Here is a 13,700-nt window from a genome sequence, read left to right on the forward strand (position 1 = left end):
TAGTGCGCTGGGTTATCGCTCGCCACGGGAATATCTGCGGCAGCGGGCTTGTAATGGGTTAAGTGATAACAGATGTCTGGAAATATAGGGGCAAATCCAGTACGCGTACTAACCAAATCGCGCAACGGAAGGCGACCTGGGTCATGCTGAAGCGAGACACCAGGAGACACAAAGCGAAAGCTATGCTAAAACAGTCAGGATGCTACAGTAATACATTGATGTACTGCATGTATGCAAAGGACGTCACATTACCGTGCAGTACAGTTGATAGCCCCTTCCCAGGTAGCGGGAAGCATATTTCGGCAATCCAGAGACAGCGGCGTTATCTGGCTCTGGAGAAAGCTTATAACAGAGGATAACCGCGCATGGTGCTTGGCAAACCGCAAACAGACCCGACTCTCGAATGGTTCTTGTCTCATTGCCACATTCATAAGTACCCATCCAAGAGCACGCTTATTCACCAGGGTGAAAAAGCGGAAACGCTGTACTACATCGTTAAAGGCTCTGTGGCAGTGCTGATCAAAGACGAAGAGGGTAAAGAAATGATCCTCTCCTATCTGAATCAGGGTGATTTTATTGGCGAACTGGGCCTGTTTGAAGAGGACCAGGAACGTAGCGCATGGGTACGTGCGAAAACCGCCTGTGAAGTGGCTGAAATTTCGTACAAAAAATTTCGCCAATTGATTCAGGTAAACCCGGACATTCTGATGCGTCTGTCTGCACAGATGGCGCGTCGTCTGCAAGTCACTTCAGAGAAAGTGGGCAACCTGGCGTTCCTCGACGTGACGGGCCGCATTGCACAGACTCTGCTGAATCTGGCAAAACAACCAGACGCTATGACTCACCCGGACGGTATGCAAATCAAAATTACCCGTCAGGAAATCGGTCAGATTGTCGGCTGTTCTCGTGAAACCGTGGGACGCATTCTGAAGATGCTTGAAGATCAGAACCTGATCTCCGCACACGGTAAAACCATCGTCGTTTACGGCACTCGTTAATCCCGTCGGAGTGGCGCGTTACCTGGTAGCGCGCCATTTTGTTTCCCCCGATGTGGCGCAGACTGATTTATCACCCCGATATCAACTATGCACTTCGACAAACGCTGGTGCTATGTTTGCCCGTGGCCGTTGGGTTAATGCTTGGCGAATTACGATTCGGTCTGCTCTTCTCTCTCGTTCCTGCCTGTTGCAATATTGCGGGCCTTGATACGCCTCATAAACGTTTTTTCAAACGCTTAATCATTGGTGCGTCGCTGTTTGCCACCTGTAGCTTACTGACACAGCTGCTACTGGCAAAAGATGTTCCCCTGCCCTTTTTGCTGACCGGATTAACGCTGGTACTTGGCGTCACTGCTGAGTTGGGGCCATTGCACGCAAAATTGCTTCCCGCATCGCTGCTGGCAGCCATTTTTACCCTCAGTCTGGCGGGATACATGCCGGTCTGGGAACCGTTGCTCATCTATGCGTTGGGCACTCTCTGGTACGGATTGTTTAACTGGTTTTGGTTCTGGATCTGGCGCGAACAACCGCTGCGCGAGTCACTAAGTCTGCTGTACCGTGAACTGGCAGATTATTGTGAAGCCAAATACAGCCTGCTTACCCAGCACACCGACCCTGAAAAAGCGCTGCCGCCGCTGCTGGTGCGCCAGCAAAAAGCGGTCGATCTAATTACCCAGTGCTATCAGCAAATGCATATGCTTTCCGCGCAAAATAATACTGACTACAAGCGGATGCTGCGTATTTTCCAGGAGGCGCTGGATTTACAGGAACATATTTCGGTCAGTTTGCATCAGCCGGAAGAGGTGCAAAAGCTGGTCGAGCGTAGCCATGCGGAAGAAGTTATCCGCTGGAATGCGCAAACCGTCGCCGCTCGCCTGCGCGTGCTGGCTGATGACATTCTTTACCATCGCCTGCCAACGCGTTTTACGATGGAAAAGCAAATTGGCGCACTGGAAAAAATCGCCCGCCAGCATCCGGATAATCCGGTTGGGCAATTCTGCTACTGGCATTTCAGCCGCATCGCCCGCGTGCTGCGCACCCAAAAACCGCTCTATGCCCGTGACTTACTGGCCGATAAACAGCGGCGAATGCCATTACTTCCGGCGCTGAAAAGTTATCTGTCACTAAAGTCTCCGGCGCTACGCAATGCCGGACGACTCAGTGTGATGTTAAGCGTTGCCAGCCTGATGGGCACCGCGCTGCATCTGCCGAAGTCGTACTGGATCCTGATGACGGTATTGCTGGTGACACAAAATGGCTATGGCGCAACCCGTCTGAGGATTGTGAATCGCTCCGTGGGAACCGTGGTCGGGTTAATCATTGCGGGCGTGGCGCTGCACTTTAAAATTCCCGAAGGTTACACCCTGACGTTGATGCTGATTACCACCCTCGCCAGCTACCTGATATTGCGCAAAAACTACGGCTGGGCGACGGTCGGTTTTACTATTACCGCAGTGTATACCCTGCAACTATTGTGGTTGAACGGCGAGCAATACATCCTTCCGCGTCTTATCGATACCATTATTGGTTGTTTAATTGCTTTCGGCGGTACTGTCTGGCTGTGGCCGCAGTGGCAGAGCGGGTTATTGCGTAAAAACGCCCATGACGCTTTAGAAGCCTATCAGGAAGCGATTCGCTTGATTCTTAGCGAGGATCCGCAACCTACGCCACTGGCCTGGCAGCGAATGCGGGTAAATCAGGCACATAACACTCTGTATAACTCATTGAATCAGGCGATGCAGGAACCGGCGTTTAACAGCCATTATCTGGCAGATATGAAACTGTGGGTAACGCACAGCCAGTTTATTGTTGAGCATATTAATGCCATGACCACGCTGGCGCGGGAACACCGGGCATTGCCACCTGAACTGGCACAAGAGTATTTACAGTCTTGTGAAATCGCCATTCAGCGTTGTCAGCAGCGACTGGAGTATGACGAACCGGGTAGTTCTGGCGATGCCAATATCATGGATGCGCCGGAGATGCAGCCGCACGAAGGCGCGGCAGGTACGCTGGAGCAGCATTTACAGCGGGTTATTGGTCATCTGAACACCATGCACACCATTTCGTCGATGGCATGGCGTCAGCGACCGCATCACGGGATTTGGCTGAGTCGCAAGTTGCGGGATTCGAAGGCGTAATACAGGCTAAACCATCGGATAAGGCATTCACGCCGCATCCGACATATTTTGCCTGATGCGTCTTATTTACGCCCCAACCACCTTCGCCACCGCGTGGGCGAAACGTTGCATCCCTTCATCGATATCCGCATCTTCCACCACCAGCGACGGTGCTAAACGCATCACATCCGGTCCGGCATTCAGCACCATTACGCCAACCTCTGCACCCGCATACAGGAAATCACGCGCCCGACCTTTGTAGTGTGGTTTCAGCTCCGCGCCAATTAACAGCCCCATACCGCGAATATCGCTAAACACATCGTACTGCTGATCGATCTTCTGCAAATGGTCAACAAAACGCTGGCGTTTCGCCTGAATGCCTTCCAGCACTTCAGGGGTATTGATGATATCAAACGCCGCGCCCGCTACTGCACAGGCCAGAGGATTACCGCCGTAGGTGGAACCGTGAGAACCAGGATGAAACGCAGAAGCAATTTCCGCCGTGGTCAGCATGGCGCTAATCGGGAAGCCGCCGCCTAACGCTTTCGCAGAAGTCAGAATATCCGGCGTCACACCGTAGTACATGTAAGCAAACAAATCGCCAGTCCGCCCCATCCCGCACTGCACTTCATCAAACACCAATAATGCCTGATGTTGATCGCACAGCTCGCGCAAGCCCTGCAAAAACTCTGGCGTCGATGCCGTCACACCGCCCTCGCCCTGGATCGGCTCAACCACCACCGCACAGGTGTGATCATCCATCACCGCTTTCACTGCATGGAGATCGTTAAAGGGAACGTGGATGATGTCTGCCGGTTTCGGCCCAAAGCCGTCGGAATATTTTGGCTGCCCACCCACCGAAACGGTAAACAGCGAGCGACCATGAAAAGCGTTATGGAAGGCAATAATTTTGGTTTTGAACGGGCTATGACGCACACAGGCGTAATGGCGTGCCAGTTTAAAGGCGGTTTCGTTAGCTTCCGTGCCGGAGTTCATAAACACCACGCGTTCGGCAAACGTCGCCTCAATCAGTTTGCGCCCAAGACGCAGCGCCGGTTCATTGGTGAAAACGTTACTGATATGCCACAGAGTTTCGCCCTGGGTTTTTAACGCGTTCACCAGCGCAGGATGGCAATGGCCCAACGCCGTAACTGCAATGCCACCCGCGAAATCGACATACTCCTTGCCTTGCTGATCCCAGATTCGGCTGCCCTGACCTTTTACCGGAATAAACTCTGCCGGAGCATAAATCGGCAGGATCACTTCATCGAAAGTCGCGCGTGTAATTGCTGTTTGTTCAATTGCCATCTCATGATCACCCTGTTACGCATAAATAAATGTGAAATTACAATCACAAAATATGCATAAAAAATCACTGAATGGCAATCGGAAATCAGAGATGCAGGAAATTAGCCAGCAGTTGATGTCCTTGTTCGCTAAGAATACTTTCTGGATGGAACTGCACACCTTCCAGATCCCACTGGCGATGGCGAATCCCCATAATCTCGCGGGTTTCGCTCCAGGCCGTCACGTCAAAGCACGCTGGTAATGAGCCAGGTTCCACCACCAGCGAATGGTAGCGTGTCACGGTAAGTGGATTTGCCAGCCCCCGAAATACGCCCTCACCGTTATGTGTAATCGGCGAGGTTTTGCCGTGCATGACCTTTGCGGCGCGCACAACTTTACCGCCAAATGCCTGCGCCATTGCCTGATGACCGAGGCAGACGCCAAGAATCGGCAAGCGCCCGGCATAGTGGCGAATAACGTCAAGGGAGATCCCGGCTTCATCTGGCGTACAGGGGCCGGGTGAGATGACAATTTTTTGTGGTTTAAGGGCGTCGATATCCGCCAACGTCAACGCATCGTTGCGCTTAACCAGCACATCCGCCCCCAGTTCACAAAAGTACTGGTAGAGGTTCCAGGTAAAAGAATCGTAGTTATCAATAAGCAGGATCATGGCGGCTCCGGTACGAAAGAACCGCGCTATTTTACTCAGATTCCCCGGCTTCGCTTACCACTTTGCTAAATATCATCTGCAGTGCGGTGAGATCCCCCATTGCCCCACTCTGATTTGCCTGATTCCAGGCCTCTTTTTCGATACCCTGCCAGCTCAGTTGATATCCGGCATGAATCGCCAGTTGCTCGAAGAAGATCCGCTGTGCCAGACCACTTCCCACCCGGAAGGGATGCAGCACGTTGATTTCACAATAGTAATGCGCCAGCCGCTCGACGAACTTCGTTTTCTCCAGGCCAACCAGATAACCTTCTTCCTCCAGATCCTGCATCAGGGCATTGCCCTCTTTTTCTATATAAGCAAAGTGGCAGAACGGCGTATCGCCCTGATAAATATCAACTTCACGCAGTTGCCCTGCCCAGTCGAAAATATCCTGATACAGCTGGCGATGGATAGTTCGCAAATGCGGTAAACCGCGCACCAGCGGACCAAGCTCAATGGTCGCAGCACGCAGCGCCGTCATTTCGTAAGCGGCCTGTTCCAGCCGTTGTTGCTGGCGGATGTTCAGCCGGTTACGCATGATATCAAGGCCTGGATAAAGATACGGATCGCGCCCTTCGCCGAATTTATCGCTCATAGTGCCTCCTCAGCTCTACAAGGCGCGCTAAAGCCTCTGCGGCAGTAAGAGTGACTAAAGGCATCTCGACGCCTTCAAGACGGCGACTGGCCTGGAAATTACGATTACGCTGAAGCTCCCAGAGACGGGACTTTTGCTTATCGGTGAGTTTCTTCACTTGATGCCTCCCTGAACGTGTCCATTTGCCACAAGTATAAGCGGCAAATCCGGGTTACGCCGGGAGAGCAGAAGCGCGGGCAAGATTGCCCGCGCGAGAAATCATTACGGCAGGACTTTAGCGGAAAGGATAACTACCGGTTTTGACGGCACATTCTGGTACGGACCAACGTCATGAGTCGGCACCTGGGAAATCTTATCGGCCACGTCCATGCCTTTCACCACTTTACCAAATACCGCGTAACCGAAATCACGCTGACCATGGTCAAGGAAGGCGTTATCGGCAACGTTGATAAAGAACTGGCTGGTGGCGCTGTCTTTGTCAGCGGTACGCGCCATCGCGATGGTGCCACGCGTGTTGCGCAGGCCGTTATCGGCTTCATTTTTGATTGGCGGGTTTGGTTTTTTCTGCTGCATCTGCTCGGTGAAACCGCCGCCCTGAATCATAAAGCCAGGAATGACGCGGTGAAAGGTAGTGTTGTTATAAAAACCGCTGTTCACATAATCGACAAAGTTTTGCACAGACACTGGCGCTTTTTGTTTATCCAGCTCCAGTTCGATGTTACCAGCTGAGGTTGTCAACAATACGTGCGGGTCCCCTTTCGCTGCCATTGCTGCGGGAGAAAGAGCAGAAAGAGCGAAAACAGCAGCCATCGCCGCCAGGGTCGATTTGAACATGAGATTTCCTTAACAAACAGAGCAGAAAAAAAGCAAGTGAAGAGATTCTAAATAGCCTTCAAGAACAAGGCCATCCCTTTACCTAATTTTACGTATCTGAAATATATGTAACCTGACGATCACTTTTTATTCCGTGATCAAGATCACCTCTTAAAATGCAATTTAGCAACCGATTGCAATAAAACATTTAAACAGATCACAAAATCACCTAAAATCACCCGCTCGCGGCATATCCCGCTATGCCATTTTATTTTTGAACGCAGGCCAATCATGACTAACAGCAATCGCATCAAGCTCACATGGATTAGCTTTCTCTCCTACGCACTGACTGGTGCGTTGGTTATTGTCACCGGGATGGTGATGGGAAATATCGCCGATTATTTCAATCTGCCTGTTTCCAGTATGAGTAACACCTTCACCTTCCTCAACGCCGGCATTTTAATCTCTATCTTCCTCAACGCCTGGCTGATGGAAATCGTCCCGTTGAAAACGCAGTTACGTTTTGGCTTTCTCCTGATGGTGCTGGCGGTTGCCGGTTTGATGTTCAGCCACAGCCTGGCGCTGTTCTCGACGGCGATGTTCATTCTCGGGGTGGTCAGCGGCATTACTATGTCGATTGGTACATTCCTGATAACACAAATGTATGAAGGGCGTCAGCGCGGTTCCCGCCTGTTATTTACTGACTCCTTCTTCAGTATGGCTGGGATGATTTTCCCAATGATCGCCGCGTTTCTACTGGCGCGCAGCATTGAGTGGTACTGGGTTTATGCCTGCATCGGGCTGGTGTATGTCGCTATTTTTATTCTGACCTTCGGCTGTGAGTTCCCAGCACTGGGCAAACATGCACCAAAAACGGATGCTCCGGTAGAGAAAGAAAAGTGGGGGATCGGCGTACTGTTTCTCTCTGTTGCGGCTCTGTGCTACATCCTCGGTCAGTTAGGTTTTATCTCCTGGGTGCCTGAGTATGCCAAAGGCCTGGGCATGAGCCTGAACGACGCGGGCACGCTGGTGAGTAACTTCTGGATGTCATACATGGTCGGCATGTGGGCGTTCAGCTTTATTCTTCGCTTCTTTGATTTGCAACGCATTCTGACCGTACTGGCTGGTCTGGCTGCGATTCTGATGTACGTCTTTAACACCGGAACACCAGCACATATGGCGTGGTCAATTCTCGCTCTGGGCTTCTTCTCCAGCGCGATCTATACCACCATCATCACCCTGGGTTCACAGCAGACCAAAGTACCGTCGCCAAAACTGGTTAACTTTGTCCTGACCTGCGGAACCATCGGTACTATGTTGACCTTTGTGGTTACCGGCCCGATTGTTGAACATAGCGGTCCGCAGGCGGCACTGCTTACAGCAAACGGTCTGTACGCTGTCGTCTTTGTGATGTGCTTCCTGTTAGGTTTCGTCAGCCGTCACCGTCAGCATAACACCCTGACCTCTCATTAATTGCTAATGCCGGACGGCACTATCGTCGTCCGGCCTTTTCCTCTCTAACCCCGCTACGTGCATCTATTTCTATAAACCCGTTCATTTTGTCTATTTTTTGCACAAACATGAAATGTCAGACAATTCCGTGACTTAAGAAAATTTATACAAATCAGCAATATACCCCTTAAGGGGTATATAAAGGTGAATTTGATTTACATCAATAAGCGGGGTTGCTGAATCGTTAAGGTAGGCGGTAATAGAAAAGAAATCGAGGCAAAAATGAGCAAAGTCAGACTCGCAATTATCGGTAACGGTATGGTCGGCCATCGCTTTATCGAAGATCTTCTTGATAAATCTGATGCGGCCAACTTTGATATTACCGTTTTCTGTGAAGAACCGCGCATCGCTTATGACCGCGTACACCTCTCGTCTTACTTCTCTCACCACACCGCCGAAGAGCTGTCGCTGGTGCGCGAAGGCTTCTACGAGAAACACGGCATCAAAGTTCTGGTCGGCGAACGCGCTATCACCATCAACCGTCAGGAGAAGGTGATTCACTCCAGCGCCGGACGTACCGTTTTTTATGACAAGCTGATCATGGCAACCGGTTCCTACCCGTGGATCCCACCAATCAAAGGTTCTGATACTCAGGACTGCTTTGTCTATCGCACCATTGAAGACCTCAACGCCATTGAATCCTGCGCCCGTCGCAGCAAACGCGGTGCCGTTGTTGGTGGTGGCCTGTTAGGTCTGGAAGCCGCTGGCGCGCTGAAAAACTTAGGTATTGAAACCCACGTTATCGAATTTGCCCCTATGCTGATGGCGGAACAGCTTGATCAGATGGGTGGCGAGCAGCTGCGTCGCAAAATCGAAAGTATGGGCGTGCGCGTTCACACCAGCAAAAACACCCTTGAGATTGTGCAGGAAGGTGTCGAAGCACGTAAAACCATGCGTTTTGCCGACGGCAGCGAACTGGAAGTCGACTTTATCGTCTTCTCTACCGGTATCCGTCCGCGCGATAAGCTGGCAACCCAGTGTGGTCTGGACGTTGCTCCGCGTGGGGGTATCGTCATTAATGATTCCTGCCAAACTTCCGATCCGGATATCTACGCTATCGGTGAATGCGCAAGCTGGAACAACCGTGTATTTGGTCTGGTAGCACCTGGCTACAAAATGGCGCAGGTCGCCGTTGACCATATTCTCGGTAGCGAAAACGCCTTTGAAGGTGCTGACCTTAGCGCCAAGCTGAAACTGCTGGGCGTGGACGTAGGCGGTATTGGTGATGCTCATGGTCGCACGCCTGGCGCACGTAGCTACGTTTACCTCGACGAAAGCAAAGAGATCTACAAACGCCTGATCGTCAGCGAAGACAACAAAACCCTGCTCGGTGCGGTACTGGTGGGCGATACCAGCGACTACGGTAACTTGCTGCAACTGGTGCTGAATGCTATCGAGCTGCCGGAAAACCCGGATTCTCTGATTCTGCCGGCGCACTCGGGTAGCGGTAAGCCGTCTATCGGTGTTGATAAACTGCCGGACAGCGCGCAAATCTGCTCCTGCTTCGACGTCACTAAAGGTGATCTGATTGCTGCCATCAACAAAGGCTGCCACACAGTTGCGGCGCTGAAAGCTGAAACCAAAGCGGGTACTGGCTGCGGTGGCTGTATCCCGCTGGTCACTCAGGTACTGAACGCGGAACTGGCGAAACAGGGCATCGAAGTTAACAACAACCTGTGCGAACACTTTGCTTATTCGCGTCAGGAACTGTTCCATTTGATCCGCGTTGAAGGCATTAAAACCTTCGAAGAACTGCTGGCGAAACACGGCAAAGGCTACGGTTGTGAAGTTTGTAAACCGACCGTCGGTTCGCTGCTGGCCTCCTGCTGGAACGAATACATTCTGAAGCCAGAACATACTCCGCTGCAAGATTCTAACGACAACTTCCTCGCTAACATCCAGAAAGACGGGACCTACTCGGTGATCCCGCGTTCTCCGGGCGGTGAAATCACCCCGGAAGGGCTGATGGCAGTGGGTCGTATCGCGCGTGAATTTAATCTCTACACCAAAATCACCGGTTCCCAGCGCCTGGCGATGTTTGGCGCACAGAAAGACGATCTGCCAGAGATCTGGCGTCAGCTGATTGAAGCCGGCTTCGAAACCGGTCATGCCTATGCGAAAGCACTGCGTATGGCGAAAACCTGCGTGGGTAGCACCTGGTGCCGCTACGGCGTTGGCGACAGCGTCGGCCTCGGCGTGGAACTGGAAAACCGCTACAAAGGCATCCGTACGCCGCACAAAATGAAGTTCGGTGTCTCCGGCTGTACCCGTGAATGTTCAGAAGCTCAGGGTAAAGACGTGGGTATTATCGCCACTGAAAAAGGCTGGAACCTGTATGTTTGCGGCAACGGCGGCATGAAACCGCGTCATGCGGATCTGCTGGCAGCGGATATCGATCGCGAAACGCTGATCAAATATCTCGACCGCTTCATGATGTTCTACATCCGTACCGCCGACAAACTGACGCGTACCGCGCCGTGGTTAGAAAACCTCGAAGGCGGCATCGATTACCTGAAAGCGGTGATCATTGACGACAAACTGGGGCTGAACGCTCATCTAGAAGAAGAGATGGCGCGCTGCGTGAAGCGGTAGTGTGTGAGTGGACTGAAACGGTCAATACACCGTCCGCGCAGACTCGCTTCAAACACTTCATCAACAGCGACAAGCGTGACCCGAACGTGCAGATGGTGCCAGAGCGCGAACAGCACCGTCCGGCAACGCCGTATGAACGTATCCCGGTAACTCTGGTGGAGGACAACGCATGAGCCAGTGGAAAGACATCTGCAAAATCGATGACATCCTGCCTGAAACCGGCGTCTGCGCGCTGTTAGGCGACGAGCAGGTCGCGATTTTCCGCCCGTATCACAGCGACCAGGTGTTTGCGATCAGCAACATCGATCCGTTCTTCGAGTCCAGCGTGCTGTCACGCGGGCTGATTGCGGAACACCAGGGCGAGCTGTGGGTCGCCAGCCCGCTGAAAAAACAGCGTTTTCGCTTAAGTGATGGCTTGTGCATGGAAGACGAACAGTTTTCCGTCAAACATTACGAAGCACGAGTGAAAGACGGCGTGGTGCAGCTGCGCGGTTAATGTTTTAACGGGAGGCGCAATGCCTCCCCTTTTTGCATGGTCCTGTAATGACCTTCGGTATATTGCAGGACATTTTTTAAACTTTTTGTTTTATTTTTTGTTTTTATTTTTTAAAGGATAATCAAATGTTTACAGACACTATTAATAAGTGTGCGGCTAACGCTGCGCGCATTGCACGCCTGTCGGCAAATAACCCGCTCGGCTTTTGGGTCAGCTCCGCCATGGCGGGCGCGTATGTGGGTCTTGGGATCATCTTGATTTTCACGCTCGGTAATTTGCTCGACCCGTCCGTACGTCCGCTGGTGATGGGCGCGACCTTTGGTATCGCCTTAACGCTGGTGATTATCGCCGGTTCTGAACTGTTCACCGGACACACCATGTTCCTCACCTTTGGGGTAAAAGCGGGCAGCATCAGCCACGGGCAAATGTGGGCAATCCTGCCGCAAACCTGGCTGGGTAACCTGGTCGGTTCCGTCTTCGTTGCCATGCTCTATAGCTGGGGCGGCGGTAGCCTGCTGCCGGTAGATACCAGCATCGTTCACTCCGTCGCGCTGGCTAAAACCACTGCACCGGCAATGGTACTCTTCTTCAAAGGTGCATTGTGTAACTGGCTGGTTTGCCTGGCAATCTGGATGGCGCTGCGCACTGAAGGGGCGGCGAAATTTATCGCTATCTGGTGGTGTCTGCTGGCATTTATCGCGTCCGGCTACGAGCACTCTATCGCTAACATGACGCTGTTCGCGCTCTCCTGGTTCGGCAACCACAGCGAAGCCTACACGCTGGCGGGTATTGGTCATAACCTGCTGTGGGTGACGCTGGGTAATACTTTATCAGGTGCCGTATTCATGGGATTGGGTTATTGGTATGCTACGCCGAAATCGAATCGTCCGGTTGCGGACAAATTTAATCAAACTGAAACGGCTGCCGGTTAATTACTAAGGGGTTTTTACGTGGATCATTTGCCTATATTTTGCCAATTACGCGATCGCGACTGTCTGATTGTCGGCGGTGGTGATGTCGCGGAACGCAAAGCAAGGTTGCTGTTAGACGCAGGCGCTCGCTTAACGGTGAATGCATTAGCGTTTATTCCACAGTTCACCGCATGGGCAGATGCAGGCATGTTAACCCTCGTCGAAGGGCCATTTGATGAAAGCCTTCTCGACACCTGCTGGTTGGCGATTGCAGCGACGGATGATGACACGCTTAACCAGCGCGTCAGCGAAGCCGCTGAAGCTCGTCGCATCTTCTGTAACGTAGTCGATGCGCCGAAAGCCGCCAGCTTTATTATGCCGTCGATTATTGACCGCTCACCGCTAATGGTAGCGGTCTCCTCTGGCGGCACCTCTCCGGTTCTGGCGCGCCTGTTGCGCGAAAAACTCGAATCACTGCTGCCGTTGCATCTGGGCCAGGTGGCGAAATATGCCGGGCAATTACGCGGGCGAGTGAAACAACAGTTCACCACGATGAGTGAGCGTCGCCGTTTCTGGGAGAAATTGTTCGTTAACGACCGCCTGGCGCAGTCGCTGGCAAACAACGATCAGAAAGCCATTACTGAAACGACCGAACAGTTAATCAACGAACCGCTCGACCATCGCGGTGAAGTGGTGCTGGTTGGTGCAGGTCCGGGCGATGCCGGGCTGCTGACGCTGAAAGGACTGCAACAAATTCAGCAGGCAGATGTGGTGGTCTACGACCGTCTGGTTTCTGACGATATTATGAATCTGGTACGCCGCGATGCTGATCGCGTTTTCGTCGGCAAACGCGCGGGATACCACTGTGTACCGCAGGAAGAGATTAACCAGATCCTGCTGCGGGAAGCGCAAAAAGGCAAACGCGTGGTGCGGCTGAAAGGTGGCGATCCGTTTATTTTTGGCCGTGGTGGCGAAGAGCTGGAAACACTGTGCAACGCGGGTATTCCGTTCTCGGTGGTTCCGGGTATTACCGCAGCTTCTGGTTGCTCTGCCTATTCGGGTATTCCACTCACGCATCGCGATTATGCCCAGAGCGTACGCTTAATTACCGGACACTTAAAAACCGGTGGCGAGCTGGACTGGGAAAACCTGGCGGCAGAAAAACAGACGCTGGTGTTCTATATGGGGTTGAATCAGGCCGCGACTATTCAGCAAAAGCTGATTGAACACGGTATGCCTGGCGAAATGCCGGTGGCAATTGTCGAAAACGGAACGGCAGTCACGCAGCGCGTGATTGACGGTACGCTCACGCAACTCGGTGAACTTGCTCAGCAAATGAACAGTCCATCGCTAATTATTATTGGTCGGGTTGTTGGCCTGCGCGATAAACTGAACTGGTTCTCCAACCATTAATTTAACCCGGGCCAGAGAATTCTGGCCTTCTTAATGACTCTTTTTATGGTAATGACTCCAACTTATTGATAGTGTTTTATGTTCAGATAATGCCCGATGACTTTGTCATGCAGCTCCACCGATTTTGAGAACGACAGCGACTTCCGTCCCAGCCGTGCCAGGTGCTGCCTCAGATTCAGGTTATGCCGCTCAATTCGCTGCGTATATCGCTTGCTGATTACGTGCAGCTTTCCCTTCAGGCGGGATTCATACAG

Annotated in this window: 12 protein-coding genes and 1 pseudogene; 7 read left to right on the plus strand and 6 right to left on the minus strand. The window is 52.2% G+C overall.

What is annotated here, in order from left to right; all coding sequences use genetic code 11:
- Positions 1 to 365: 365 nt before the first annotated feature.
- Both crp and BGK49_RS00580 read left to right on the plus strand, forming a co-directional pair.
- Positions 366 to 998 carry a cAMP-activated global transcriptional regulator CRP gene (gene crp, locus BGK49_RS00575; protein WP_000242750.1) on the plus strand — a complete coding sequence of 211 codons (633 nt, stop codon included), beginning with the start codon at positions 366 to 368 and terminating at the stop codon, positions 996 to 998.
- A gap of 50 nt (positions 999 to 1,048) precedes the next feature.
- A complete protein-coding gene (locus BGK49_RS00580) occupies positions 1,049 to 3,139 on the plus strand; it encodes a YccS/YhfK family putative transporter (RefSeq protein WP_001295162.1) in 2,091 nt (696 codons plus the stop codon).
- 66 nt (positions 3,140 to 3,205) lie between these two features.
- Here BGK49_RS00580 and argD read toward each other — a convergent pair whose 3' ends face one another.
- From argD to ppiA, 5 genes are all read right to left on the minus strand, one after another.
- The gene (gene argD / locus BGK49_RS00585) at positions 3,206 to 4,426 is read right to left on the minus strand and encodes a bifunctional acetylornithine/succinyldiaminopimelate transaminase (protein ID WP_000963811.1); all 1,221 of its coding nucleotides are present in this window, start codon (positions 4,424 to 4,426) and stop codon (positions 3,206 to 3,208) included.
- An 85-nt stretch (positions 4,427 to 4,511) separates the two neighbouring features.
- Positions 4,512 to 5,075 carry an aminodeoxychorismate synthase component 2 gene (gene pabA / locus BGK49_RS00590; protein ID WP_000601849.1) on the minus strand — a complete coding sequence of 188 codons (564 nt, stop codon included), beginning with the start codon at positions 5,073 to 5,075 and terminating at the stop codon, positions 4,512 to 4,514.
- Between the two features lie 31 nt (positions 5,076 to 5,106).
- Complete coding sequence (locus BGK49_RS00595) at positions 5,107 to 5,709, minus strand: putative adenosine monophosphate-protein transferase Fic (RefSeq protein WP_001280650.1); 603 nt, start codon at positions 5,707 to 5,709, stop codon at positions 5,107 to 5,109.
- A complete protein-coding gene (locus BGK49_RS00600; RefSeq protein ID WP_000736863.1) occupies positions 5,699 to 5,866 on the minus strand; it encodes a YhfG family protein in 168 nt (55 codons plus the stop codon). Before BGK49_RS00600 ends, BGK49_RS00595 begins: the two co-directional genes overlap by 11 nt.
- A gap of 104 nt (positions 5,867 to 5,970) precedes the next feature.
- Positions 5,971 to 6,543, minus strand: coding sequence for a peptidylprolyl isomerase A (ppiA, locus tag BGK49_RS00605; protein ID WP_000477225.1), 573 nt, complete (start codon positions 6,541 to 6,543; stop codon positions 5,971 to 5,973).
- Positions 6,544 to 6,813: 270 nt separating this feature from the next.
- Here ppiA and tsgA point away from each other — a divergent pair, with 270 nt between their 5' ends.
- From tsgA to cysG, 5 genes and pseudogenes are all read left to right on the plus strand, one after another.
- Entirely contained in the window at positions 6,814 to 7,995 is a 1,182-nt protein-coding gene (gene tsgA, locus BGK49_RS00610; protein ID WP_000185258.1) for an MFS transporter TsgA, read from the plus strand.
- Between the two features lie 261 nt (positions 7,996 to 8,256).
- A pseudogene (nirB, locus tag BGK49_RS00615) lies at positions 8,257 to 10,799 on the plus strand (NADPH-nitrite reductase large subunit).
- Positions 10,796 to 11,122 carry a nitrite reductase small subunit NirD gene (nirD, locus tag BGK49_RS00620; RefSeq protein ID WP_000084764.1) on the plus strand — a complete coding sequence of 109 codons (327 nt, stop codon included), beginning with the start codon at positions 10,796 to 10,798 and terminating at the stop codon, positions 11,120 to 11,122. Before nirB ends, nirD begins: the two are co-directional and overlap by 4 nt.
- A gap of 125 nt (positions 11,123 to 11,247) precedes the next feature.
- Positions 11,248 to 12,054 (plus strand): nitrite transporter NirC, encoded by an 807-nt coding sequence (gene nirC, locus BGK49_RS00625; protein WP_000493557.1) that lies wholly within the window; start codon positions 11,248 to 11,250, stop codon positions 12,052 to 12,054.
- Between the two features lie 18 nt (positions 12,055 to 12,072).
- Positions 12,073 to 13,446, plus strand: coding sequence for a siroheme synthase CysG (gene cysG / locus BGK49_RS00630; protein WP_000349885.1), 1,374 nt, complete (start codon positions 12,073 to 12,075; stop codon positions 13,444 to 13,446).
- 62 nt (positions 13,447 to 13,508) lie between these two features.
- Here cysG and BGK49_RS24815 read toward each other — a convergent pair.
- The coding region (locus tag BGK49_RS24815) for an IS1 family transposase (RefSeq protein ID WP_000718190.1) at positions 13,509 to 13,700 on the minus strand (192 nt) is incomplete at its 5' end.

The sequence above is a fragment of the Shigella sp. FC1544 genome, assembly GCF_001722145.1.
In the GTDB taxonomy this organism is placed as follows: domain Bacteria; phylum Pseudomonadota; class Gammaproteobacteria; order Enterobacterales; family Enterobacteriaceae; genus Escherichia; species Escherichia coli.